Consider the following 24,874-nt stretch of genomic DNA (forward strand, 5'->3'; position numbering starts at 1 on the left):
CTGCGCTCTCCGTTAGAGAACCCCGGGACGCAGGGCGTTCCGTTTTGTCATCACCAAGGTGTCCCTCGAAGATCGACGTCGCCGTTTGGCCACTCACTCGCATCTCGCGTGGACGAACAGATAAGCATGGGCCCGCCTTGGGACACGATAACCGAGCTCTGGTCTACTCGGGACAGGCACCGCTCCGTGGCATGCACCTGGACCCATCCCGTCGACTCGTAGAACGGGACCACCTCTTTTCGACATCCGAGGAAACCGAAGTCGGCTCCGACCTCGCTACGCATCGCCTCTTGGGCGCGGCGCATCGATCGGCTGCCGAGGCCAAGACCGCGAAAACGATGATCAACCAGCACACCTCCTGTGCCAGCCACGACGACGTCGTCCGTTCCCACCGAGATCACCCGACGTTGAAAGCCCACGTGCGCCGCAAGTTCAGAGCCTCGGTATGCCAGCACATGGAAATCCGCCGGCGAGTAGCCGTACGGCGCGTCCGGATTCCATTGGCCGTAGTCGCTCAAATACTCACTGTCGAATAGGACTTCCAGGGCCGCAAGTTCCCTCAGGTTGAGGTCTTGATGCCGCCGCAGCTGAATTGCGTTATTCAAGCGGTGACCGCGCTAACCGCGACGACGCCGCCCCACGGGTACCGGATCACCGCGCTTCTGAATCCCGGGGTATTTGAGGGGGCCATTACGATGCCGCCCCCCAGATCCGCCGCCTTGTCGGCGATGTCGTCTGCGTTGTCGACCGAGAAATTGACACTCCAGTGCGGAGGGATATCCGTGCCGTCGGTGGTGGTAGCCACTGCCACCATCTGGCCCTCTCGAACCCACCGCGAAAAGGTGGCGTCCGGCGAAGACTTCAGCTCCCAGTTGAACATCGCTTGGTAGAAGTCCCTTGCCTTTTGCAGATCCGGAGTATGCAGCGAACTCATTGCCCAACAATTGGGCTGGTCGACGAGTTCGACGCCGCGATCGTCGCCAGCCTGCCTTAGGCAAAACATGACTCCGGAGGAGTCTGCAACCAATGCCGTGGGCGTCGGGGCCTCAAAGTTTGCGAGCCCGCGGCCACCAGCCTGCTCAGCAAGAGCCACTGCCCTCCCGACGTCGTCCACACGGATATGGGTCAGCCATCCCGCTGGGGACTGCGGTGGAGCCTGCCCCACACCGGCCACCAAACGTCCGGCCAGACGAGCAGGGTAGTACTCACCTCTGAAACCCGACATCAGAATCGGTTTGTCGAAGCTCCAGCCGAACAAATCACCGTAGAAATCGACAGCGGCCCGGGGGTGCGGTTGCCATGTATCAACCCAACATGGCGCACCTGTTGAGGAAAAATCTCGCGAAGACATAAACAGCACCCCAATCAACCTCGCCGGCTCGCCCTGGCTCAGGGTTTCCGGTAAGCATACTTCGGGCGGCGGAGCTGAACCCACGTTATGGTCCTGGCCCCGAGCCTTCGCTGGGTCGACGGGAGCCTTGCGGACGAATGGCCCCGCGGTTACGACAAAGGGAGGGAACACGATGCCAGCCATGGCGCCCACTTCATATGGACCCAGGTCTGCCGGTGTCCAGCAAATCAGTAGGCGCTCTTTAGTCAGCTGGCACTACGAACGCGAGCCGCTGTTCCGGCGCCCATACGTAGGTGTCATCGCACCGATAGCCCCTTAGCCAGGGCTGCCCATCCACGACACGGAGGTAAAACCCCTTGGGGTACTCCACGTCCTCGCTCAGCGGCTCCGAGGCGACATGAATTGCTCCGGTCGGCGCACGGCCAGCGGACAAGACAGAGTCCGGTGCATTCGTCTGCTCCATGATTGCCAAGCGGAGGTAGGGGCCCGCCACCAGGGGGCAAAGTTCGAGGCCTTGGTTCCTCGCAGCGGTGAAGACCCGTGACTGAATCGCACCGCGCTCAAAGCCAAGCTCTCCTACCGTTCGTTCCACTATTCTCAAGCTTCGTGCCAATGGGGCGTCGAAGGAGGGGTGGGCGAGCAGCGTCTCGGCGTGAGCATTGAGCATGACGCCGGCGCTGTGTAGCAATTGCAGGACCTCAGCTCGCGACTGGCCGCCCGCTTGAACCACGAACCCGTCACCGTGCACTGTGCTCACCATTCACCGATTCTCCATCAGCACCGGAGTGGGTGCCGGCAGCGACTGCCTTCTGCACTGAGGCCGTCCAGAATCATCGTTCCAACGACATCTCTACCGCCCTCAATCTCTACGAGACCGACCTGCACCGAGCCCGAGTGGAAAACAATCACGCTGAACTACTGGCTGAGCAGCAGCGTACCCAGAGACTCATCGTCGCAGGAAACGTCGTTAACGCCGCCCTCACCGGCGCAGCCATCGGAACCATCCGGCACGAGGGCGCCCGCACACGAGCCGCCAACGCAGCCAACGCAGCCAGCGCTGCGGGGACAAACGAACAACTCAAGAAGCCCCGGACGGTGCACCTGAAGAAAGGCTGGTAAAGCCTGCTGCGTACGGGCAGCCTTCCTGCCAGTTACCTTCGTCGTGCGAGAATCGCCGCATGGATGAGCATGATCGGCAGATGCGGGAACAGCAGTTGATGATCGTTGAGGCGCTGGTGGAGGCTATGAATCAGCGCGACGAAGTTTTCCGGGTGATCGACGAATCAGAGGACGTGGACGAAGCAATCCATCGCGTGGGTCAACTGTTGGGGGTGGAAGAGGGGCCCAGCCGGGCCGTTCTCGACCTGCAGGCTAGGAGATTCACCCGAGACCAGCGTCAGGCACTCGCTACCCATGCAGACGAACTTAGATCACGGTTGGCTGATGGTCGTTAGGACTCGGCGTCGACGTCCCTTATTGCTGCTCGCCCACTCCGTCGAAGGCACGTTTCACCAGCACACCGAACAGGGGAATTGATGACCGCAGGACGATGGGCATTTCTCTCGGTTGCCGCAGTGCTCCTGATCATCTCCCTAACTCTCGCCCTTCAGGGATCGACCGGTCTGTGGTTCACCGCGGTGGCCATGGGCATCGCGATCTTCACCACCCTGCGGTCGGGATTCAAGGAACATCGCCGGACCCAGGGCAGCTCAGCGCCAGAAGACCAGTGAGCGATTCTTCACCGGGCAGCGATCCGGCTCAGTAGAGTGGCACGCATGAGTCTCGAATGGGAACAAGTAATTGTCGATTCGGCGCGGCCGGCTGAGCTTGGACATTGGTGGGCCAAAGCTTTGGGCTGGGTCGTGACTATAGACGGTGACGATGAGTTCGAAATTCGTTCTGCACCGGACCGGTTGCCGGGGTTGGTCTTTGTGCCGGTGGCAGATTCGAATGTTACAAAGAATCGTCTTCACCTCGATTTTCGGCCGGACGATCCAGCGGCTGAGGTCGAGCGGATGATCGCTTTGGGTGCCCGCAGGGTCGATGTTGGTCAGGGCGAGCAGCCGTGGACTGTACTGGAGGATCCAGAAGGCAACGAGTTCTGTGTTCTGGGACCCCGAAAGAAGGCCAGTTCCGACAGCTGAAACTTCGGGCTGACCGGACATGGGCGGACCTTCAAGAAATGGGCTCTTGGGAAGGACTCTGCCGCCGGGCAAGCCAGTACGACGTTCCACTGCGCGTTCGCTCGACTAGACCTGCGTCAACAAGATAACGCCGGAGAACAGCAACCTCATCGGCATACTCGACGAGTCGTTCATTGAAGGCCCGCTCGTCGAGCTCCGCGCTCGAGAGCCTGCGTCGAGATCCATTCCAGGAGTTCGTAACGCTGAGGCAGGGATGCCGGATACCTGTCTATGCGGCCGTCGACCAGAAATCGATCAAGACCCCGTCGATTTTGGTTTCCAGCCGGAGCATTAAGCAGCGCACGGATGTGCGGCACGTTCACTTCAGATCCACCGTGTTTCCGGCCTACTAGCTTGGATTTCTCAAGGTCAACTAGGGCCTTCTGCCTCTCGGCGTTGCTGAGCCCCACACCGCTGGCGGCGGCTTCAGCTAAGACCATCTCGGCGAACGCAATTCGAGACCTGTTATTTGCGAGCGCCGCGCGAATGCGGCGCCATTCGTTTCCGCTCACGTCGACCCCATCTTTGGCGCTGGTTACTTAGATGTTGGGATTTGAGTTACGAAGCGAAAGAATGCCCTTGACGGCGAAGGTGCAGCCGGCGAACAAAAGGATGACGGCCGAGGCGACGCTGTACCAAACCCCGTTGGAATTCAATGCGACGTACACGCCGATGAGAGAGAAAACAACTGCCCCCAGCGACCAGATGAGCGTTGCCCTCATGGTGTTATTCATGACATCAGCCTAAGGGCTGCTTTGATTGGTTATGCATTCGACCGCGAATGGCGATCGTTGATCGGGTTCTCGGCCGGTGTTACCGTGAAGGCGATTGGGGGTGGCGAAGTGTTATTGCTCGGGTTGGCCTTATTGGAGCGCTTTGTCCACGCCGACGTCGCGTTCCGCATGGCGGCCAACGAGAGTTTGCCGCCGGTAACGGATCTCGTTCTCCTTGCGCTGATTGCTGCCGTGGCGAGCCTCGTGGCCTACACCTTCCAAGCACTGCTCCATACCGTACTGGGGGTACGAGCCGATACCGACGGCCCCGGCCAAGACGAGCAGCCCGGTACAGGCTCCCTGTCCATGGCACGGTCCGCACCCGTAGGCGGGACAGGTCCCCGCGCCCCGGCGGACGCCGTCGCCGCCTAAGCAGCAGTTTCCAAGCAGCCCAATAAATTCCTCCTGCCGCCGGCAATCGCGCCGCGCAGCCGGGAAATGCCTTCGCGCTGCACGCGCTGTTCCTGGGCGGCCTCAGAACACTTCGCTGACTGCCACCACAAGGAACTCATCGTCATGTCCCCCCATTCCCTCCATCCCTCTCTCCGCAGCAAAAAGCACCCGCGATACCGCGCACCGGATCCACGTCGCCTAGGACTGCTGTGGGTGCTCGCCCGCCGGACCTCCCGCCGTGCGGCTACGCGCGCCACGCTGTTCGGCGGGTGGGTCTGGTTCGCGGCCGGCTCGCTGATTGGATTCGAAGCGTTCGAAATCGTCGTCGGCACGTTCGCGTTAGCTCCAGAGTTGCTCCCACTCGCAATCCTCGGCCTCGCGCTCACTTGGTATTTTCGCGGTCACGTTCGACGGGTTACCTCACGCGCCCGAGCACGTCGACGCCTCAGGCGCGTGTATGGAGATGTCAGCTGATCCGCCCGCAGGAGGAGATCCGTCAACGGACCGTTGAGCTTCCCGGCGCCAAGCCATGCCTCATGGGCAGCGTGGCTTCTGCCGTCGAAAGAGGGATCGTCATGACCTCTTGCCCAGTTCAGGAAGCCGGACCTCGAGGACCCCTGGACGACACGGGTCGAGGCCATCGGTGAGGCCAAATGGCAGGATGATCTTCATGACCACCGACCGAGACGTTCCGTGCCTGTTTTGCCGCATCGTCGAAAGAGAAGTACCTTCCAATATCGTTTATGAGGACGAGACGGTGATGGCATTTATGGACACCAGCCCGGTTACTCCCGGGCACGTGTTGGTAATACCCAGAAATCATGCCTCCGGGCTCGAGGATCTGGATCCTGAAACGGGCGCCCGTATTTTTCGCGCGGGTCACCGACTCGCGAACGCGATGCGGCGGACCGGCCTTCGCTGCGAGGGTATAAACCTATTTTTGGCCGACGGCGAGGCTGCCTTTCAGGAGATTTTCCACGTTCACCTGCATGTGTTCCCGCGATACCAAGGCGACACTTTTCGAATCGACGCCGACTGGCAGCTCCGGACAGTGGGAGATCTGGAGGAGTCTGCCGCCCAAATCCGCTCCGGTCTTGAATCGCTCGGCCCTTCCGCGTAGCACTACCCAGAGCCAGGGAAGCAGCGGTGACTTGAGCCCTAAGGGCTTAAGCCGCCGATTATCGGACGCCTGAAGGCTCGCACGGCTCGTGCGATGCTGGTGTGCATGGAACCCCTGGACATGGAACGCCGCGTTGTAGAGGCAGCAGAGGCGCTGGCTCGATCGCTCGGTGGCAACCCAAACCACACCGTGGCAGCCGCCGCCATGGACACCAACGGCCGGATACACACAGCTGTGAATGTCTACCACTTCACCGGCGGGCCCTGCGCCGAGCTTGTCGCGCTGGGGGTTGCGGCAACAGCCGAGGCTGGTCCCTTGGTCGCGATGGCGGCCGCCGGCGATGGAGGGCGTGGTCTCATTCCGCCGTGTGGCCGCTGCCGGCAGGTGATGCTCGATCTGCACCCCGATATTCTCGTCGCCGTCCCAACCGTCACTGGCCCCCAGATGCGCCCCGTCGCCAAGCTCCTCTCGGACACGTACTTCTTTCCAGACGCCCAGGCCGAACGAGTGTTCCGATTCAACCGACGCTACTATGACGCCGTCGCCAGCGGACGGAAAACCTCTTCGGTCCGCTGGGACGAGCAGATTGCAGTTGGTCCTGCGATTTTCTACTTCGAAGATGATGCGGGGTGTCCGCCACTGCACGGGAACATCCTTGAGATCCAGCGGTATCGGATCAATGACCTGACTCCCGAGCGGCTCCGCCTTTCGAACGGCGAAACAGTCGACGGCTACCTCGAAGCTCTTCGACGGCACTACCCGGCCATGCCGGCCGACGCATTCGTCGACGTCGTGGACTTCCAGGTAGCTTCTTCCGACCCCGATCACGCCGACGACGCACGGAACGCCACCGCGCGGTGAAGGAACCCAGAGCGGGATGCCGTTGGCAAGCGCCCGCTAGTCCGCCTCCGCCCTGATTTCAGCCAGGAGGGTGTCTATCGTGAGGACCATCGAGAAGGGCAGCAGTCGGTAGGTTTTGACGGCCTTTCCGTCCGCGCCAAGTTCCAAGGTGCCTGCGACGAACCCGGCGCTTTCCAATTTGGACAGGTGTAAATACAGAAGTTGCCTGGACATTCCCATTCGACGTGCGAGCTCGCTGACATGCAGGTCCTGCTCAGAGAGGGCCTCAAGTATTCGCAGCCGAGGCACACTGGCGAGAGCGCCCAGTTTCTCGGCAAGGGACTCCGGCCCAGGGGATGCTGACGGATTCACCGAACTAATTGGGGACGTCGCTCAGCGTCTTCTCCACGCCGGCCACCCTATTGTCCAACGACTCGAGCCTGAGGAGCAGCTGGCGGTTGAGCTCGACGTTCTGCTCAAGCTGAAGCCGCAGTTCGCCGTCGGCGTCGCCCTTTCCCCGGGCGATGATCATGTTGGTGACAGTGCCAAAAACTATGCCCACGATGATGATCCAAGCAAACCAGGGAAGTCCAAAGTAATCCACAGCATTTCTCCTCAGGTAGGTGCTGAGCCCCCACGTGAGGCCCGAATGCTCTTCGAGACAAATCTACGAATTGCACATGCAAGATTATTATTACATGCAAAGCTTGCGGCGCATGCTACGGATTACGCCTGTGCGTTCAGATCTGATCGGACGCCACGATTAGACGTTCGACCTCATCGGCCAGTTCTGGGACCGGTCGACGGCCATCGAGTTCGAGGGCCGCGCCGTTTCGAAGCAACGGTTCGACGTCGAGAACGTATTGGCGGATCGCGGACTGGTCTGCCTCTGAGTTGCCGTAGGGATTGTTCCTGCGAACCGAGACTCGCTGGATAAGGACTTCAACCGGCGCGCTCAGGAGAACAACAGCGGAGAAGCGGTCATAGAACCGACCCTGGTTCTCGACAGTCCCCGAAACAACTACGGACGAAACAGAAGCGAGAAGTGCCGACATACGTGGTTCGTCCCATGTGCCGTCGGGAAGCACCCAGGCGTCGTAGTCCGTGTCGATCGTTCGGTAGCCACGCCGGGACAACTCATGCAGCACAGCGGTCTTTCCCGCCCCTGACATGCCAGTGATCAGAATCCGAGACATGCGTGCCAGCGTAACCGGTGCGCCAGGTGTCCGTATGCCGATCCGTGAGCGTCCATCTGGAGACTACCGGGACGTCTTTAGCTGGCTGCGATAGCCTTCCAACGCACCGATGATCGGGCTGATAATGCCGGTGTGCAGGCCAGCATCTGAATTCTTGGCGACTTTGTGATCACCCTCGGCAAGCTGACCGACTAGAGCGGCCTTCACCTCGGAGCGCGATACGTTCTCTGGAAGCTTGAACGCAAGAACGTCAAAGTCCCGCTCCTGAAAGTGCGGAACAGATGCACGCACTCGCCCATGGTCGGGGTTGTCACTTGTCAGATGCAAGTGTGATCGCAACTCCGGGTCAAAGCCGGTGACGCCGACGTATGCGATCGCTCCATCAGCAGTATCAACCCACACATAAAGCCACGACCCGGTCGGTCTGACATGCCCCTGGCGAACTGCTATCAACCGTTTCTCAAGACCCTCCATCGACTGAGGATAAGGCCCCGCAACCGGTCTGCCCGTAAGCCGGTCCCTCATCGAACCCCTGCCGTCAAATCTCGAGTGCCCCACTCATCCAACCTTCGAGGAACCGAAGAACGTTTGCTCCGTAAGGAGGTGCCTAAGCTTGTTGGGGAGACTGTAGGCACCTATCCACCACCGTTCCCGCACCAAACTCCCGAATCCGCCCTGAGAATAACCCCGTCCCCACCCAGCATCCGGACGTAAACTGACCTCCGGACCACCAATCGGGGGCCGTGCAAGAACTGGAGACCGGATGCTCTGGAAACTGCTCGTGCAATACCTGCGGCCGCAGCGCGCGCTGCTGCTCGCCGTCGTCGTCTTCCAGCTGGCCGCCTCCATCGCCTCGCTGTACCTGCCCACCCTGAACGCGGACATCATCGACCAGGGCGTGGCGCGCGGGGACACGGACTACATCCTGCGCACCGGCGGCGTCATGCTCATGGTCACCCTGCTGCAGATCGCGTGCACCATCGCCGCCGTCTACTTCGGCGCGAAGGCCGCGATGGCGCTGGGCCGGGACGTGCGCGGGGCGATCTTCAGCCGGGTGGCGGAGTTCTCCGAGCAGGAGGTCACCCGCTTCGGCGCGCCCAGCCTGATCACCCGCTCCACCAACGACGTCCAGCAGGTCCAGCAGCTGGTGCTGATGTCCGCGACGCTGATGGTCACCGCGCCCATGCTCAGCATCGGCGGCGTCATCATGGCCATCCGCCAGGACGTGCAGCTGTCCTGGCTGATCGCGGTCAGCGTGCCGGTGCTGCTCATCGCCGTGGGCCTGATCGTGACCCGGATGGTGCCGCTCTTCCGGCTCATGCAGACCCGGATCGACACGGTCAACCGGGTGCTGCGCGAACAGCTCACCGGCATCCGCGTGGTCCGCGCCTTCGTCCGCGAGGACATCGAGACCTCCCGTTTCGGCCGCGCCAACGAGGACGTCACGGACACCGCCCTGCGCGCCGGCCGGCTGATGGCGCTCGCGTTCCCCACCGTGATGCTGGTCCTGAACGTCTCCTCCGTGGCCGTGATCTGGTTCGGCGCGTACCGGATCGAGGACGGGTCCATGCAGGTGGGCACCATGATCGCGTTCCTGAGCTACCTGATGCAGATCCTGATGTCCGTCATGATGGCCACGTTCATGGCGATCATGATCCCGCGCGCCGCCGTCTCCGCGGACCGGATCGGGCAGGTGCTGGGCACCGAATCCAGCGTCCGGCCGCCCGCGCAGCCGGTCAGCCTCGCCGGCGCCGCCCGCGGCGAACTGGAAATGCGCGACGTCGGATTCGCCTACCCGGGTGCCGAGGCGCCGGTGCTCTCCGACGTGGACTTCACCGCCCGCGCCGGGCAGACGACGGCGATCATCGGCTCCACCGGCTCCGGCAAGACCACCCTGGTGAACCTGATGCCGCGGCTCTTCGACGCCACGTCCGGCTCGGTGCGGATCGACGGCGTGGACGTGCGCGAGCTGCACCCGGACCAGCTCTGGGGGCACATCGGCCTGGTCCCGCAGAAGCCCTACCTGTTCTCCGGCACGGTCCGCAGCAATCTGCTCTACGGCAAACCCGACGCCACCGAGGACGAACTCTGGCGGGCGCTGGCCATCGCTCAGGCCGAGGACTTTGTCCGCGCGATGGAGGGCGGGCTGGACGCGCCGATCTCGCAGGGCGGCACCAACGTCTCCGGCGGGCAGCGGCAGCGGATCGCGATCGCCCGGGCGCTGGTGAAACGGCCCGAGCTGTACATTTTCGACGACTCGTTCTCCTCGCTGGACACCGCCACGGATGCCCGGCTGCGGCAGGCGCTCAGGCAGCACACCGCCGGTGCGACGATGGTGATCATCGCCCAGCGGGTCTCCAGCATCGCGGACGCGGACCAGATCCTGGTGCTCGACGACGGACGGATCGTCGCGCACGGCACGCACGAGGAGCTGCTGGAGACCTCGGAGACGTACAACGAAATTGTGAACTCCCAGCTGGCGGCGGAGGAGGCGGTATGAGCAAGGTCGAATCCCAGCGGCCGACGGCGGGCGGCGGCGCGGGCGGCGCCGGCACTCCCGGTTCTCCGGGTGCCGGCCGAGAAGTCCCGCTGCGGATTCCGCGGCCGCGCGGTGGCCCCGGCCACGGCGGCCCGTTCGCCGGGATGAACGTCCCGGCGGAGAAAGCGATGAACTTCGGTCCGTCCGCCCGGCGGCTGCTAGGAGAACTGCGCCCCGAGCGGCTCTGGCTGGCGCTGGTGCTGGCCCTCGCCGTCGTCAGCGTGACGCTGTCGGTGATCGGCCCGCGGCTGCTGGGCGAGGGCACCAACCTGATCTTCGCCGGCGTCGTGTCGAAGCAGCTGCCCGCCGGAGTCAGTAAAGAGCAGCTGATCGCGCAGCTGCGTGCCGCGGGGGAGAACCAGAAGGCGGACATGCTCAACGCCATGGCGCTGACGCCCGGCACCGGGATCGACTTTGCCGCGTTGTCCGCCGTGCTGCTGTGGGCGCTGGTGCTGTACGTGCTGGCGTCGTCGTTTATGTGGATGCAGGCATATATCCTCAACGGCGTGGTGCAGCGGACCGTGTACCGGCTGCGCGAGCGGATCGAGGCGAAGATCAACCGCCTGCCGCTGCGCTACTTCGACACCGTGCAGCGCGGTGAGCTGCTCAGCCGGGTGACCAACGACGTCGACAACATTTCCCAGAGCCTGCAGCAGTCCATCAGCCAGGCGGTGACCTCGTTGCTGACCGTGGCCGGGGTGCTGGTGATGATGGTGATCCTCTCGCCGACGCTGGCCATCATCGCGCTGGTGACCATTCCGCTGACCCTGGTGACGACGGCGCTGATCGCCAAGCGCTCACAGAAACTCTTCGTGGCGCAGTGGAAGAACACCGGCGAGCTGAACGGCCAGATCGAAGAGACGTACACCGGGCACGCGCTGGTGAAGGTCTTCGGCCGGCAGCGCGAGGTGGAGGAGACGTTCCGGCAGAAGAACGCGGAGCTGTACCAGGCCAGCTTCGGCGCGCAGTTCATTTCCGGGCTGATCATGCCGGCCATGACGTTCATCGGGAACCTGGTCTATGTGGGGATCGCCGTGGTGGGCGGCCTGCAGGTAGCGTCCGGGGCCATGCAGCTGGGCGACGTGCAGGCGTTCATCCAGTACTCGCGGCAGTTCACCCAGCCGCTGGCCCAGCTGGGCTCGATGGCGAACCTGCTGCAGTCCGGGGTGGCGTCCGCCGAGCGGGTGTTCGAGCTGCTGGACACCGAGGAGCAACTCTCCGACCCGGATGTGCCGCTGAAGCCGGAAACGACGCGCGGTCGGCTGGTGTTCGAGGACGTGTCCTTCGCGTACTCACCGGACAAGCCGCTGATCTCTTCACTTTCTTTGGTTGCCGAGCCCGGGCAGACCGTGGCGATCGTGGGGCCCACCGGGGCGGGCAAGACCACGCTGGTGAACCTGATGATGCGCTTCTACGAGCTCGACGCCGGGAAGATCACGCTCGACGGCGTGGACGTGGCGCTGATGTCGCGGCACGAGCTGCGCTCGCGGATGGGCATGGTGCTGCAGGACACCTGGCTGTTCGGCGGGACCATCCGGGACAACATCGCGTACGGCCGGCCGGACGCCTCGGAAGCGGAGATCCTGGAAGCTGCCAAGGCGACGTACGTGGACCGGTTCGTGAAGTCACTGCCGCAGGGATACGACACCGTGCTCGACGACGAGGGTGGCAATGTCTCTGCGGGGGAGAAGCAGCTCCTCACCATCGCCCGGGCGTTCCTGGCCCGGCCGTCGGTGCTGATCCTGGACGAGGCGACGTCCTCGGTGGACACCCGCACCGAGGTGCTGGTTCAGAAGGCGATGAGCGCTTTGAGGAGCGACCGGACGTCGTTCGTCATCGCCCACCGGCTCTCCACCATCCGCGACGCCGACCTCATCCTGGTGATGGAAGCCGGGCAGATCGTGGAGCAGGGCACGCACGCGTCACTGCTCGAGGCCGGCGGGGCGTACGCGCGCCTGTACGAGGCCCAGTTCGCGGCGCCGGTGGCGGAGGTCTAGGGGCCGGGAGGGCATCGTTCCAGTCCCGTGCTGAGTTTTCCACTGATGCGATGCCTCCGGCACAGAAGTCGAGGGTGATGTCGTTCTCCGCATATGGTGTCCCTCTCCCGATGGCCGCGAGACAGCCGCCCCTCACCCAAGGGCGTTGCTCCATCCGTCCAGCGTGGCGGCCGTGCGGCTGACCGGTATTGGAGCTGCGGATGGTGATGATCCGCCGTGGCGCGGGGGACGTCTGTCCTCAACGCCAACAAACCTTTTGACACTGCCCAGATAACGCGGGTAACTTTGATCACACGCTCTAGGTAACGCGAGTTACCTAGAGCGTTCACCCCAAATCCCTCCGTGCTGGCGTCACCCAGTTCAACGAAGACCACTGGAGTATTCAATGGCGGATATCGCCCCCTTGAACAGGGGCCTGAACTGGTCTCCGGCGCCGCCCCGGCGGGGAGCAGCCCGCGTTTGCAGGGCGTCCGCGGGGCCCTGGCTGGCGTGGGTGTGGAGAGTGATCCGGAGCTGGTCGTGGCCGAGTTTGCGGTGGGCGACGGCGGCATCAAGGAACGCGGTCTGGCCATCCCCGGGGACATCGCCGTGATCGGCTTCGACAACCAGGAACTCATTGCCGCCTACCTCAGGCCCAAGCTGACCACAGTGGCTTTGCCGTTCGAAAAGATGGGCGCTCTGGGAGGCCAGACGCTCGCTGCTCTTACAGCAGGACAGCCGATCACTGCCGGCCAGCAGTTGGTCGACTGTCCGCTGCTAGAACACTCTTCGGTCTGACCGCGAAATCAACGTCGAAGAGCTTACCCAACCCACCGTTCACCTTGCTGATGAAGACAGGAAAGAGATAACCCATCATGACACAACCCAAAATCTTCCGGACGGGCCGCCAGGAGTGTGCCCAGAAAATGAGCTCCTGAGCACCCTGCAGCACCCTGTCCGACTTCAGGCTGCTCCTCCACGCGAAAACACCCCTACCTCACAGGTTCGCGGACCCCACGCACCGTCATGAAACGAGAACAATGAACAGCGTCCCCTCCACCCTTGAGACCTACAGGCCGGCCATGCACTACGCTGCCAGGGACACGTGGCTTAACGATCCCAACGGACTCGTCTTCCACGAGGGCATCTACCACCTGTATTACCAGAACAACCCCTTCGGAAACGTCCACAGCAACATGTCCTGGGGCCACGCCACCTCCAAAGACCTGGTCCGCTGGGAGGAACAACCGGTAGCCATTCCCTGCGATGACAACGAGGACATCTTCTCCGGCAGCATCGTGGTGGACACTGCCAACACCAGCGGATTCGGCGCCGACGGGAAAGCCCCGCTGGTGGCCATCTACACGAGCGCGTACAAACCGGGTTCCCCTCACCAGGGCACCCAGGCCCAGTCCATCGCGTGGAGCGTCGACGACGGCTACACCTGGACCAAGTACGCCGGCAACCCAGTCCTGACGAGGAATTCCCCGGAATTCCGGGACCCCAAGGTCTTCCGCTACAGCGGTCCGGCCGGCAGCTACTGGGTAATGGTGGCCGTCGAAGCGCACGACTTCACTGTTCTGCTCTACCGCTCCGAGGACCTCAAGAACTGGGAATACCTCAGCACCTTCGGCCCTGCGAACGGCACCGGTGGCATCTGGGAATGCCCGGACCTCTTTGAGCTGCCGCTGGACGGCGACGCCGCGGCTACTAAATGGGTCCTGACGGTAAACATGAACCCGGGGGGCCCAAACGGCGGCTCCGCAGGCCAGTACTTCGTGGGAGAGTTCGACGGCGTCACGTTCAGCTCAGAGACAACCCTCACCGAGGGGATGGAGGACCCGCAACGCGTAACCGACTACCAATGGCTGGACTGGGGCCGCGACTACTACGCCGCCGTCTCGTTCAGCAACGTCCCAGCCGGCCGGCGGCTGATGATCGGCTGGATGAACAACTGGCAGTATGCCAACCACATTCCCACATCGCCCTGGCGCAGCCCCATGAGCCTCGTCCGGGACGTGTCCCTCGTTTCCGTGAGCGGGCAACCCCGGCTCGTCCAGCAACCCGTGCCGGAAGTGAGAATAACGTCGCAACCCGGTCCCGTGAGGCGGGTGACCCTAGACGGTCCCGCGGCAGTTGACGGCGGCGCGGCAGTGCAACTCGTTGACGTCACCTTCACGCCCGGTAGTGCCGATGAATTCGGCCTTGTGGTCCGGGGGTCAACCGACGGCACGGTCGGGACGCGGATCGGGATCCGTCCCGGCAGCGGAGAACTTGTAGTGGACCGTACCCGCTCCGGTGACACCGGCTTCCATGAGGCCTTTCCGTCCACCAGCCGCGCCCCGATTGCTGCCGGACCGGACGGCAGCTACACCCTGCAGATCTTCGTTGACCACTGCTCGGTGGAAGTCTTCGGGAGCGCTGGGCTCGTCGCCATGACCGAACTGATCTTCCCCGCTGCCGCCCAAACATCCCTCACCCTATACTCCACCGGCGGCACAGCGGACGCTGCGCTCCAACTCACCGACTTCGGAAAGGACGTAGCCTGATGGAACACCGCAAGCTGGGTTCCTCCGGCCTGTACATCAGCGAAATCGCCTACGGGAACTGGTTCACCCACGGTGAGCAGATCGACCAGGCCGCTGCGACGCAGTGCGTGAAGCAGGCGCTGGACCTGGGCATCACCACTTTCGACACCGCCGATGCCTATGCCGGAACCCGGGCCGAGGAAGCGTTGGGCCAGGCGCTCAAAGGAACACGCCGTGAAAGCGTGGAGATTTTCACCAAGGCCTACTTCCCTACTGGGGAGGGCCGGAACGACCGAGGCCTGTCCCGAAAACACGTCATGGAGTCCATCAACTCATCGCTCCGCCGGCTCCAAACTGACTACGTCGATCTCTACCAGGCTCACAGGTACGACTACGAGACCCCACTGGAAGAGACGATGCAGGCCTTCGCCGATATTGTCAGGGCCGGGAAAGCGCACTACATCGGGGTGTCGGAGTGGACGGCAGACGAGATACGGTCCGGAGTTGCCCTGGCCAACGAACTTGGCTTTCAGCTCATATCCAACCAGCCGCAGTATTCCATGCTGTGGCGCGTCATCGAACAGGAGATCGTTCCTCTAAGCGAGGAACTGGGCATCGGCCAGATCTGCTGGTCGCCGCTCGCCCAGGGAGTCCTTACCGGCAAGTACGCCCCCGGTGCGGCGGCTCCTCAAGGCTCCCGCTTCCGTGCCGACAACGGCGATCTCAAGGACGACCACCGCTTTCTCGGCGAGGACATCCTCACCCGCGTCCAGAAACTGAAACCCCTCGCCGAAGAGACCGGACTGTCCATGGCAGCCTTCGCTGTCGCATGGGTACTGCAGAACCCCAACGTCTCAGCGGCCATCGTCGGCGCATCCCGGCCCGAGCAGCTCGTCGACAACGTCCGTGCCGCGGGAGTCAAACTCGACCCTGAACTGCTCCAGAGGGTCGATGACATCCTCGGCCCCGTGATCGAGAGGGACCCGGGCAAAGTCGAATCCTTCAAGAACCGTCCCTGAACCGCCCTGCTAGCCAACGAGGGGCGGCGGCGCTGGACGTTCGGGCTTAGCCGCACTGCGTCCGGAGCGCTGCCCACCGCACCCCGGATGGAAACCTGCAACTTACACCCATCGACACGAAAAATTTGTTGACACCCGGGAGTAACGCGGGTAACTTGAATCACAGCCGCTAGGTAACGCGAGTTACCAAAGCGGACCGGGCCGACTTTCTCCCGTTAGCGCCGGCATCACCAAGCTCAACGACGACCACTGGAGCATTCAATGGCGAAAACCACCTCCCCAAGCAATAGGGGCACTGCCAGGCCGCGTGGGGTCACCATGAATGATGTCGCTAAGCACGCCGGAGTGTCCCGAACGGCTGTTTCATTCGTGCTGAGCAACCGCGAAAACGCGAGCATTTCGGAAGAGACGCGGACCCGCATCGCCGACGCGGTTCAGGCGTTGGGCTACCGTCCGAACGCCGGGGCGAGGGCGCTGGCATCCCAGCGCAGCGACTGGTACGGAATTGTCACCGAGATCGTAACCGCACCCTTCGCTGTGGACATCATCAAAGGCGCTCAGGACCAGGCTTGGATTGACCGCAGATTCCTCCTTATCGCCCCCTCGGACCAAGGTGTTGCGGCCGGCCCCACCCAGGGCATGGAGGATGCTGCCGTTGAGAAGTTGCTGGAACAGCGGGTCGAAGGTTTGCTGTATGCCGCAACGCACCACCGCGGCGTGCATGTGCCCCCAAGCGCTCACGAGGTGCCCACGGTGCTCATCAACTGTTTCGACCTGGATGGGAAGCTGCCCTCGATTGTCCCCGATGAACGGGCAGGGGGACGGGTCGCCGTCGAACGGCTCCTCCGGGCCGGTCACACCAGGATCGGTGTGATCAATCTGGACCCGCACATTCCGGCGGCTGTCGGGCGTCTGCAAGGAGTCCGCGAGGCCTTGGCCGAGGTGGGTCTGGAGCTTGATTCGGAACTGGTGGTGGCCGGGTACGCGACCGCCGATGGCGGCTACGACGCTGCCTGCCAAATCCTTGACCGGTACCCCGCCAAGGACAGGCCAACCGCCCTGTTTTGCCTCAATGACCGCATGGCCATGGGCGCCTACGACGCCATCAAGGAACGCGGCCTGGCCATACCCGGGGACATCGCCGTGATCGGCTTCGACAACCAGGAACTCATTGCCGCCTACCTCAGGCCCAAGCTGACCACAGTGGCTTTGCCGTTCGAAAAGATGGGCGCTCTGGGAGTCCAGACGCTCGCTGCTCTTACAGCAGGACAGCCGATCACTGCCGGCCAGCAGTTGGTCGACTGTCCGCTGCTAGAACGCTCTTCGGTCTGACCGCGAAATCAACGTCGAAGAGCTAACCCCACCCACCCTTCACCTTGCTGATGAAGACAGGAAAGAGATAACCCATCATGACACACCCCAAAAACTTCAGGTCGGCCCGCATCGCCGCGGCCGGACTGGCGGTAGGCGCGATGTTGCTGACCGGCTGCGTAGCCAATGTCAACAAGCCCGCAGACGGTGGCGCCGCGACCAACGCCAGTGCGTTCCTCACTATCCCGCGTGAGGACATGGGCACTTTCGTGCGGAACTTCAACCCCTTCGCACCGACGGTCAACCCGATGGTCCAGCAGTCCATTTACGAGTCTCTCCTGGTCTTCAACCCGGCCAGAGGCGACACCGTGCCGTGGCTGGCCACCGACTGGAAGGCAGCCAAAGACGGAAGGTCTATCACATTCACACTGCGTGACGGGGTGAAATGGTCCGATGGCCAGCCGTTCGTCGCCGACGACGTGGCATACACCTTCGAGCTTCAGAAGAAACTCAAGGGTGGCTACGAGTACCTCGACGCCGTGACCGCAGAAGGCAACAAGGTCACGTTCAAGTTCAACAAACCATGGTCACCCGCCCTGTACGACGTCGGTCAGCTCAGCATCCTGCCCAAGCACGTCTGGTCCGCGCTGGCTGATCCGGAAAAGGACGCCAACGCCAAGCCCGTCGGCACAGGGCCCTACACGGAGGTGGACAGCTTCCAGGCCCAGTCCTTCGTGCTGAAAAAGAACCCCAACTACTGGCAGCCGGAGAAGCAGAAGATCGCCGGCATCAAGATGCTCGCCTTCGCTGGGAACGACGGCGCAAACCTCGCTGCCGCCAATGGTGACGTGGACTGGGCCCCGCAATACATCCCGAACATCGAAAAGACGTTCGTCTCGAAAGACAAGGAACACCGGCACTATTGGTTCCCCCCGACGGGTGCCATGATCAACTGGCAACTCAACACCGCCAAGGCACCGTTCAACGACGTTGATGTCCGTAAGGCATTGAGCATGGCTGTGGACCGGGACCAGGTCACCAAGATCGGTATGAGCGGTTACGCCCAGCCCGCGGACTGCACCGGCCTCTCCGGAAATTACGAGACGTGGAAGAACACCCAGGTCAAGGACAACTGCACCTGGACCAACCACGACGTCCAAAAAGCCAACGACCTCTTGGACAAGGCCGGCTACCCGAAGGGCCCCGACGGCAAACGGACGCTCAAGGACGGTTCTCCTTTCCAGTTCAAGATCTCCGTGGGTGCAACATCGTCCGACTGGTTGTCCGTTGCCAACGTGATCTCCCAGAACCTGGCGGAGGTGGGCGTGACCGCGAAGGTGGACTCCCCGGACTGGGCCGCTGTGGTGGCAGGGTACGAAACGGGTAACTTCGACTCCGGCATTGTATGGAGCGCCAACGATCCGAGCCCGTATAAGTACTTCAACACCTCCATGTCCACCAAAACGGTGAAGCCTGTGGGCACGAAGACGTTCGACAACTACCACCGTTTCGGCGATCCCAAAGCCGATGCTCTGCTGGCGGAGTTCGCTGCAGCGACGGACCAGTCCAAGCAGAAGGACATTGCCAACAAGCTGCAGGACGAATACGATGCCGTCGCGCCGCTGGTGCCGCTGTTTTCCGGGCCGGAATGGGGGGCGTACAACGACACCCGCTTCACCGGCTGGCCGACTCAGGACAACCCTTACGCCACCCTCTCGGTCCGCGCACCCACCACGGTTCTCGTGCTGACCAGCCTGGAACCGCGCAAGTAGCGTCACGCGCAGCATGAGGCCGAACCGCCCTCATGCCACCCACGCCCGACGGCCTGGCCAATTCGAAAGCCGGCCGTCGGGCGTACCCCACCATGTTGACCACTCCCGAATTGGAGGGAAACCGTGCGCTTCATCCTGCGCCGCCTGGGTTTCTACCTGCTCGCCTTCTGGGCATCCATCACCCTGAATTTCCTGCTCCCGCGCTTCATGCCCGGGGACCCCGTATCACGCATGTTCGCCCGCTCCCAGGACAGGATGCAGCCCGAACAGATCGAGGCCCTGCGCAAGCTGCTCGGCGTGGACGACCGGCCCATCTGGGAGCAGTACGCCGGCTACCTCCAGAACATCCTCACCGGGCAGATGGGGGTATCCATTTCACGATTCCCCACCCCCGTCACCGAGGTCATCTCGTCCCAAGTCGGCTGGACCCTCCTGCTCGGTGGGACCGCCCTTGTCATAGCCGCCGTCGTCGGTAACCTGCTCGGCATCCTGGCAGCATGGCGCCGGGGCGGAGCCATCGATTCGGTGCTGCCTCCCCTGTTGGTCTTCATCGGATCCTTCCCGTACTTCTGGCTCGCGATGGGCGCGCTGTATCTGTTCGGCGTCGTTCTGGGCTGGTTCCCAATCCGCCACGCGTTCACGGATGGGCTGGAGCCCGGCTTCACCTGGGAGTTCATCGGCGACGCCGCCGCCCACCTCGTGCTCCCGGCGCTCACGATCGTGCTGGTCTCCATCGGCGGCTGGATGCTGGGTATGCGGAACACCATGATCGCCACCAACTCTGAGGACTACATCACCATGGCGGAGGCCAAGGGCCTACGCCCCGGACGGATTATGCTCCGTTACGCCGCCCGCAACGCGATGCTGCCTTCGGTGACCAGCTTCGGCATGGGCCTGGGTTTCGTGGTGGGCGGCGCCCTTCTCACGGAGGTCGTATTCGCCTACCCCGGCGTCGGCTACCAGCTTCTGAACGCCGTCCAGGGCCTTGACTACCCGCTCATGCAGGGCCTGTTCCTGACCATCACCGCCGCCGTACTGCTGGCGAACTTCCTGGTGGACATTCTCTATGTCCGCCTCGACCCCCGCGTGCGCAGCAACTGACCATTGCGTACCCAGTAACCAAGGGACCGACCATGACCAGCGTTATCCTCCAGCAGCCGATCGAACCAAAAGCTGCACGCAAAACCAACCGCGGTTTCATCCACGGACTTATTACCAACAAGAAGGCCATGACAGGCATGGCCATCATGCTCGTCTTCATCGTGCTGGCGCTGGCCGCGCCGGTACTGTTCCCCGGCGACCCCTCCCGGATCACCGGCATGGCCTCGCTGGAACCGGACGCTGAGCACTGGCTCGGAACCACCGCCAAAGGCCAGGACGTGCTCGCCTTGACCATCTACGGCTCCCGAAGTTCCCTGCTGGTAGGCCTTACAGTCGGGTTCGCGTCCACCTTTATCGGGATTCTGGTAGGACTGGCATCGGCCTATTTCGGCAAATTTATCGACGAAGCGCTGTCGCTGCTGACCAACGTCTTCCTCCTCCTTCCCGGACTGCCGCTGCTCGTCATCCTGGCTGCCTTCCTGCCGCCGGGGCTGGGCACCGTGATCCTGGTACTCACGGTCACGGGATGGGCAGGATCAGCGCGCGTCCTCCGGTCACAGGCCCTGTCCATCCGCTCCAAGGATTTCGTGGCCGCCGCCGTCGTATCAGGTGAGAGCGCCGGGCGGATCATGTTCCGCGAAATTCTGCCAAATATGGCCTCGATCGTGATGGGCACGCTGCTTGCCTGCGTCATCTACGGTATCGGTGCCCAGGCCGGCCTCGAATTCCTTGGGCTGGGAGACGTCAGCACCGTCTCCTGGGGCAACAACCTCTTCTGGGCCGGAAACGAAGGTGCCCTGCTCACCGGGAGCTGGTGGGTATTTGTCCCTTCCGGCCTCTGCATTGCACTGGTGGCCTTCGCCCTGGCCCTGGTCAACTACGCCGTCGACGAAGTAACCAATCCGCGGCTGCGGAAGATCCGCAAGCCCGCCACCACCGAAAGGAGCACCGCAAAGTGACTGTCTCTCAAGTCTCCTTCGGCTCCCACGAAGCAGTCCTCGACGTCAAGAACCTCACCGTCAAGTACATTGGCGACACCCGCTCGACCACTGCCGTGGACAACGTCTCCTTCAGCATCGGCGTAGGTGAGGTGTTCGGGCTGGCCGGTGAATCCGGTTGCGGAAAATCAACCATCGCCAACTCAATCATGCGTCTGCTCAAGGATCCGGCGAAGATCACCGCCGGCAGCATCTCCTTCGGCGGCAAGGACGTCCTGGCCATGAGCCAGGATGAGCTGCGTCGTTTCCGCTGGCAGGACGTTGCCATGGTGTTCCAATCCGCCATGAACTCGCTGAACCCGGTGCTGACCATCGGGGAACAGATGGCAGACATCTTCACCACACACGCCGGCTACTCCCGTAAAGAATCCCTTCGACGCGCAGCACAGCTGCTGGAGCTCGTAAGAATCGATCCGGCCCGCCTCAAGTCGTATCCGCATCAACTCTCCGGGGGGATGCGGCAACGCGCCGTCATCGCCATGGCCGTAGCACTGAAGCCATCACTCCTGATTCTGGACGAGCCCACCACCGCGCTGGACGTGGTGGTGCAGCAGGAGATCATGGCCCAGATCAAGGACCTCCAGCGCGAACTGGGATTCTCCGTCCTGTTCATCACCCACGACATGTCCCTGATGGTGGAACTCTCGCACCGCATGGCCGTCATGTACGGCGGCCGGATCGTGGAGACCGCAAAAGCCCACGACATCTACACCACGCCCGGGCACCCCTATACCAGGGCCCTCATGGGCGCGTTTCCGCCGCTTACCGGCCCACGGGTTCCACTCAAAGGCCTGCCCGAAGGCGTGAAGTTCCAGAATATCCCGGACCTCGCCGAAGTCGCTCCGGGCCACTTCGTGGCCCCATTTGATGCCGACGCCGAAGCCGCCGTTTTAGAAGGAGCAGCACAATGAACCAGACCGCACACTCCGCGGCAAGGCCGGACACTTCACCCCAGACGCCGGCTCTTGAAGTGCGGGGACTGGGTAAGTCCTTCCGCATCGGCGGCCTATTCTCCAACCAGGCAGTCCGGGCATTGCACGGCGTCGACCTGACCATCGGCCGTGGGGAAATCGTGGCACTGGTCGGGGAATCCGGGTCGGGCAAGAGCACCCTGGCCCGCTGTGTGGCCCGGCTCGAGAAACCCAGCGAAGGCGCCATCCTGCTCGACGGCGTCGACGTCCTCAAAAGAGACCGTTTCCAGGCCTCACGCATGTTCCGATCACAGCTGCAGATGGTCTTCCAAGACCCCTTCGGCTCCCTAAACCCCGCACACCGGATCGAGCACTTCCTCCGACGGTCCCTTGCGATCCACGGCAAAGGCGGCACCGGCCAGCGCGGTTCCGAAGAGCAGACCACGCGCCGCCTTGAAGAGCTCTTGACCACCGTGGGGCTTCAGGCCGACATGCTCAACTCCTACCCCCATGAGCTCTCCGGCGGGCAACGTCAACGAGTCTCTATCGCGCGCGCGCTCGCCGTCGAACCAGAAGTCATCCTCGCCGACGAACCAACGTCCATGCTGGACGTATCGGTCCGCATCGGGGTGCTAAACCTGATGCGGAAACTTCGCGATGAGCAGGGCATCTCCATGCTCTACATCACCCACGATCTCGCGTCCGCCCGGTACCTCGCGGACCGGACCGCCGTCATGTTCGCCGGCGAGATCGTTGAAGAGGGCGAATCACTGGACCTGCTGGCCAATCCGGCCCACCCCTACACACAGTTGCTGGTCTCAGCGGTCCCGGACCCATCCCGGGCCGGGTCATACGACCCAGTTCACCGCGCCAAGCTCAGGCAGGCCGTCATGGCTTCCACCGCCTGCGACTTCGCAAATGACCCCCATCAGCCCTGCTCATCTGAGGAACCCGTCCGGCATCAGGTGGGTGACCCCCTCAACCGCCACTGGGTCCGCTGCCACCTCTACCGTCCACGCGCTGGCGCCAGCGGCCATGCCCTGGCGACAGAACCCCTGCCGAAACCACAACCTGCAGACGGGGAAACTCTCTGAAAATCCTGTTCCACGAACGGGTCAACCACTCTGTCTTAGCAGGATCCCCTCAGATTCAAGCCAAATGAGGACCTGCACTGCCCAAAAACATCATCATCCATGCAGCCGAAGCACCGAAGCTGCCCACCGAAAGGGAACCATGGAAGATTCCCCCGCCGTCTCCCGGCGTGCACTCCTGACCGGAAGTGGAGCCGTTGCCCTCACCGGGTCACTCGCGCTTTCCACTACATTCTCCGAGTCAGCGGCAGCCGCGCCCCCAAACAGTCCCGGCACCGCGCAGGCCATGCCGCTCTCAAAAGGACCAACCCGTATGCGCCCGACCTATCACTTCAGCGTCCCCGACAATTGGAAGAACGACCCTCAGCGGCCCATTTACATCGACGGCGAATACCACTACTACTACCTCTACAACGGCGATTACATTCAGGGTGGTGGAGGTACGTCGTGGCGCCGTGCGACCACCACCGACCACGTCTCCTTCCGCGACCGCGGCGTCGCCATCCCCAAATTCAGCAATGACAACGGCGACTGCTGGTCAGGATGCCTTATCGTCGACGAACGAAACACCGCCGGCTACGGTGAAAATGCCGTGATAGCCCTCGTTACACAGGCACCACAGGGCCGTCAGGCCCAGTATCTCTGGTACTCGACGGACCGTGGGCGCACATTCCAACCCGGTGGCACAGCCCCGGTACTGCCAAACCCAGGTGTGCAGGACTTCCGCGACCCGAAGGTAATTTGGGACGCGGACCGGGGGCAGTGGTTCATGGTCAACGCCGAAGGGCAGAAGCTTGGCTTCTACACATCTCCCAACCTGCGCTCTTGGCAGCGCGTCGGCGAATTCGTCCGCACGGATCTTGGGGTACTTGAGTGCCCGGACCTTTTCCGTATGACCGCCGACGACGGCACTTCCCACTGGATTCTTGGCACCAGCGCCAACGGCAAGGGCAGGGGGCTGCCGGCCACTTATGCCTATTGGACAGGGGCCTTCAACGGCACCACCTTTGCTCCTGACCATGCCGAGCCGGAATGGCTGGATTACGGCTATGACTTCTACGGAGCAGTGACCTATCCCCATCACGACTCCTCCGGTACAGAGGATGCCGCCCTGCGCAGGGCGCTCGGATGGGCGAACTTCTGGGATTACCCCCACAACACTCCGACATTGGCGACCGACGCTTACAACGGCGATGACATGATCGTGCGCGACATCCGCCTCAAGAAGGGAGTCGGAAGCTACTATCTCGTCTCATCCCCGACAGCCGGCCTGGACAACTACGTCAAGCGCAGCCACCGACTTGGTGATGTCGCGGTATCGGGCACTCACGACCTCGATATCCGATCGCTGGCCTACGACCTGACCTGTGAAATCGTATGGGATCCGGCGACCCCGCCAGCCAACATCGGTCTCGAGATCTGTCGTGCAGCTGGCGGAGGTCGGCATGTCGCCGCCGGTGCGTTCCTCCGCGGACCTTTCGCGTACCTCAACCGGCGACCCACTATCAACCCCACCGGCGGCGAGAGCCAGACGCCCGTCGACCCCTCGGCAGGGCGCCTCACACTTCGTGTCCTCGTAGACAGCACAAGCGTCGAAATGTTCGTGGGAGACGGACGAGTCGTGCACTCCCATCGCGTATTCCCACTCGAAGGGGACAACGGCATCCGTCTCTACGCTCACGAAGGAACTGCCACTTTCCGCAACCTCACGATCAACGAAATCAGCGCGGCACCTTAACCCAACCCGAAACGTTCCGGTAGGTCATTCCGTA

Annotated in this window: 29 protein-coding genes; 19 read left to right on the forward strand and 10 right to left on the reverse strand. The window is 62.7% G+C overall.

What is annotated here, in order from left to right:
• Positions 1-50: 50 nt before the first annotated feature.
• The 3 genes from AC1DNC_RS08125 to AC1DNC_RS08135 form a co-directional block, all read right to left on the reverse strand.
• Positions 51-605 (reverse strand): GNAT family N-acetyltransferase, encoded by a 555-nt coding sequence (locus AC1DNC_RS08125; protein ID WP_476862057.1) that lies wholly within the window; start codon positions 603-605, stop codon positions 51-53.
• The gene (locus tag AC1DNC_RS08130; protein WP_476862058.1) at positions 602-1,435 is read right to left on the reverse strand and encodes a VOC family protein; all 834 of its coding nucleotides are present in this window, start codon (positions 1,433-1,435) and stop codon (positions 602-604) included. Before AC1DNC_RS08130 ends, AC1DNC_RS08125 begins: the two co-directional genes overlap by 4 nt.
• Before the next feature lie 157 nt (positions 1,436-1,592).
• On the reverse strand, positions 1,593-2,111 hold the full coding sequence (locus AC1DNC_RS08135) for a hypothetical protein (protein WP_476862059.1): 519 nt from the start codon (positions 2,109-2,111) through the stop codon (positions 1,593-1,595).
• A gap of 134 nt (positions 2,112-2,245) precedes the next feature.
• Between AC1DNC_RS08135 and AC1DNC_RS08140 the strand changes: the two genes are divergently transcribed.
• The 4 genes from AC1DNC_RS08140 (at position 2,246) to AC1DNC_RS08155 (ending at position 3,495) form a co-directional block, all read left to right on the forward strand.
• A complete protein-coding gene (locus AC1DNC_RS08140) occupies positions 2,246-2,470 on the forward strand; it encodes a hypothetical protein (RefSeq protein ID WP_476862060.1) in 225 nt (74 codons plus the stop codon).
• Positions 2,471-2,529: 59 nt separating this feature from the next.
• Complete coding sequence (locus tag AC1DNC_RS08145) at positions 2,530-2,805, forward strand: DNA gyrase subunit A (protein ID WP_476862061.1); 276 nt, start codon at positions 2,530-2,532, stop codon at positions 2,803-2,805.
• A gap of 81 nt (positions 2,806-2,886) precedes the next feature.
• On the forward strand, positions 2,887-3,081 hold the full coding sequence (locus AC1DNC_RS08150) for a hypothetical protein (protein WP_476862062.1): 195 nt from the start codon (positions 2,887-2,889) through the stop codon (positions 3,079-3,081).
• A 45-nt stretch (positions 3,082-3,126) separates the two neighbouring features.
• Positions 3,127-3,495 (forward strand): VOC family protein, encoded by a 369-nt coding sequence (locus AC1DNC_RS08155; protein WP_476862063.1) that lies wholly within the window; start codon positions 3,127-3,129, stop codon positions 3,493-3,495.
• A 31-nt stretch (positions 3,496-3,526) separates the two neighbouring features.
• Here the strand turns inward: AC1DNC_RS08155 and AC1DNC_RS08160 are convergent, their stop codons facing one another.
• Genes AC1DNC_RS08160 through AC1DNC_RS08170 form a run of 3 tightly spaced genes read right to left on the reverse strand, consistent with a single transcriptional unit; the run spans position 3,527 to position 4,268 of the window.
• Positions 3,527-3,757, reverse strand: coding sequence for a DUF2087 domain-containing protein (locus AC1DNC_RS08160; RefSeq protein WP_476862619.1), 231 nt, complete (start codon positions 3,755-3,757; stop codon positions 3,527-3,529).
• A complete protein-coding gene (locus AC1DNC_RS08165) occupies positions 3,666-4,046 on the reverse strand; it encodes a hypothetical protein (protein ID WP_476862064.1) in 381 nt (126 codons plus the stop codon). The genes AC1DNC_RS08160 and AC1DNC_RS08165 overlap by 92 nt, the downstream gene beginning before the upstream one ends.
• Positions 4,047-4,073: 27 nt before the next feature.
• Positions 4,074-4,268: a hypothetical protein gene (locus tag AC1DNC_RS08170; protein WP_476862065.1), complete on the reverse strand. Its 195-nt coding sequence runs from the start codon at positions 4,266-4,268 to the stop codon at positions 4,074-4,076.
• Positions 4,269-4,400: 132 nt separating this feature from the next.
• On the opposite strand from AC1DNC_RS08170, the gene AC1DNC_RS08175 reads away from it, so the two are divergent.
• The 3 genes from AC1DNC_RS08175 to AC1DNC_RS08185 all read left to right on the forward strand — a co-directional run bounded on the left by AC1DNC_RS08175 (position 4,401) and on the right by AC1DNC_RS08185 (position 6,681).
• Positions 4,401-4,679, forward strand: coding sequence for a hypothetical protein (locus tag AC1DNC_RS08175; protein WP_476862066.1), 279 nt, complete (start codon positions 4,401-4,403; stop codon positions 4,677-4,679).
• A 691-nt stretch (positions 4,680-5,370) separates the two neighbouring features.
• On the forward strand, positions 5,371-5,820 hold the full coding sequence (locus tag AC1DNC_RS08180; protein WP_476862067.1) for an HIT family protein: 450 nt from the start codon (positions 5,371-5,373) through the stop codon (positions 5,818-5,820).
• 105 nt (positions 5,821-5,925) lie between these two features.
• On the forward strand, positions 5,926-6,681 hold the full coding sequence (locus AC1DNC_RS08185; RefSeq protein WP_476862068.1) for an ASCH domain-containing protein: 756 nt from the start codon (positions 5,926-5,928) through the stop codon (positions 6,679-6,681).
• Between the two features lie 36 nt (positions 6,682-6,717).
• Here AC1DNC_RS08185 and AC1DNC_RS08190 read toward each other — a convergent pair whose 3' ends face one another.
• The 4 genes from AC1DNC_RS08190 to AC1DNC_RS08205 form a co-directional block, all read right to left on the reverse strand.
• Positions 6,718-7,032 carry an ArsR/SmtB family transcription factor gene (locus AC1DNC_RS08190; protein ID WP_476862069.1) on the reverse strand — a complete coding sequence of 105 codons (315 nt, stop codon included), beginning with the start codon at positions 7,030-7,032 and terminating at the stop codon, positions 6,718-6,720.
• Positions 7,033-7,036: 4 nt separating this feature from the next.
• Entirely contained in the window at positions 7,037-7,264 is a 228-nt protein-coding gene (locus tag AC1DNC_RS08195) for a hypothetical protein (protein WP_476862070.1), read from the reverse strand.
• 136 nt (positions 7,265-7,400) lie between these two features.
• Complete coding sequence (locus AC1DNC_RS08200) at positions 7,401-7,856, reverse strand: AAA family ATPase (RefSeq protein WP_476862071.1); 456 nt, start codon at positions 7,854-7,856, stop codon at positions 7,401-7,403.
• A gap of 63 nt (positions 7,857-7,919) precedes the next feature.
• Positions 7,920-8,330 (reverse strand): hypothetical protein, encoded by a 411-nt coding sequence (locus tag AC1DNC_RS08205; RefSeq protein WP_476862072.1) that lies wholly within the window; start codon positions 8,328-8,330, stop codon positions 7,920-7,922.
• Between the two features lie 289 nt (positions 8,331-8,619).
• Here AC1DNC_RS08205 and AC1DNC_RS08210 point away from each other — a divergent pair, with 289 nt between their 5' ends.
• The 12 genes from AC1DNC_RS08210 to AC1DNC_RS08265 all read left to right on the forward strand — a co-directional run bounded on the left by AC1DNC_RS08210 (position 8,620) and on the right by AC1DNC_RS08265 (position 24,840).
• Positions 8,620-10,356: an ABC transporter ATP-binding protein gene (locus AC1DNC_RS08210; RefSeq protein WP_476862073.1), complete on the forward strand. Its 1,737-nt coding sequence runs from the start codon at positions 8,620-8,622 to the stop codon at positions 10,354-10,356.
• Positions 10,353-12,392, forward strand: a complete 2,040-nt coding sequence (locus AC1DNC_RS08215) for an ABC transporter ATP-binding protein (protein ID WP_476862074.1) — start codon at positions 10,353-10,355, stop codon at positions 12,390-12,392. Before AC1DNC_RS08210 ends, AC1DNC_RS08215 begins: the two co-directional genes overlap by 4 nt.
• Positions 12,393-12,887: 495 nt before the next feature.
• Complete coding sequence (locus AC1DNC_RS08220) at positions 12,888-13,169, forward strand: substrate-binding domain-containing protein (protein ID WP_476862075.1); 282 nt, start codon at positions 12,888-12,890, stop codon at positions 13,167-13,169.
• Positions 13,170-13,411: 242 nt separating this feature from the next.
• Positions 13,412-14,920 (forward strand): glycoside hydrolase family 32 protein, encoded by a 1,509-nt coding sequence (locus AC1DNC_RS08225; RefSeq protein WP_476862076.1) that lies wholly within the window; start codon positions 13,412-13,414, stop codon positions 14,918-14,920.
• Positions 14,920-15,918 (forward strand): aldo/keto reductase family protein, encoded by a 999-nt coding sequence (locus tag AC1DNC_RS08230; RefSeq protein ID WP_476862077.1) that lies wholly within the window; start codon positions 14,920-14,922, stop codon positions 15,916-15,918. Before AC1DNC_RS08225 ends, AC1DNC_RS08230 begins: the two co-directional genes overlap by 1 nt.
• Positions 15,919-16,179: 261 nt before the next feature.
• Complete coding sequence (locus tag AC1DNC_RS08235) at positions 16,180-17,250, forward strand: LacI family DNA-binding transcriptional regulator (RefSeq protein ID WP_476862078.1); 1,071 nt, start codon at positions 16,180-16,182, stop codon at positions 17,248-17,250.
• Positions 17,251-17,327: 77 nt separating this feature from the next.
• Positions 17,328-19,001, forward strand: a complete 1,674-nt coding sequence (locus tag AC1DNC_RS08240) for an ABC transporter substrate-binding protein (protein WP_476862079.1) — start codon at positions 17,328-17,330, stop codon at positions 18,999-19,001.
• Positions 19,002-19,124: 123 nt separating this feature from the next.
• On the forward strand, positions 19,125-20,102 hold the full coding sequence (locus AC1DNC_RS08245; protein ID WP_476862080.1) for an ABC transporter permease: 978 nt from the start codon (positions 19,125-19,127) through the stop codon (positions 20,100-20,102).
• Positions 20,103-20,134: 32 nt separating this feature from the next.
• Positions 20,135-21,061 carry an ABC transporter permease gene (locus AC1DNC_RS08250; RefSeq protein ID WP_476862081.1) on the forward strand — a complete coding sequence of 309 codons (927 nt, stop codon included), beginning with the start codon at positions 20,135-20,137 and terminating at the stop codon, positions 21,059-21,061.
• Positions 21,058-22,011, forward strand: a complete 954-nt coding sequence (locus tag AC1DNC_RS08255) for an ABC transporter ATP-binding protein (protein ID WP_476862082.1) — start codon at positions 21,058-21,060, stop codon at positions 22,009-22,011. The genes AC1DNC_RS08250 and AC1DNC_RS08255 overlap by 4 nt, the downstream gene beginning before the upstream one ends.
• On the forward strand, positions 22,008-23,105 hold the full coding sequence (locus AC1DNC_RS08260) for an ATP-binding cassette domain-containing protein (RefSeq protein WP_476862083.1): 1,098 nt from the start codon (positions 22,008-22,010) through the stop codon (positions 23,103-23,105). The genes AC1DNC_RS08255 and AC1DNC_RS08260 overlap by 4 nt, the downstream gene beginning before the upstream one ends.
• 310 nt (positions 23,106-23,415) lie before the next feature.
• Positions 23,416-24,840 (forward strand): glycoside hydrolase family 32 protein, encoded by a 1,425-nt coding sequence (locus tag AC1DNC_RS08265; protein ID WP_476862084.1) that lies wholly within the window; start codon positions 23,416-23,418, stop codon positions 24,838-24,840.
• The last annotated feature ends 34 nt before the right edge of the window (positions 24,841-24,874 follow it).

The organism is Arthrobacter sp. 01N442 (assembly GCF_056399345.1).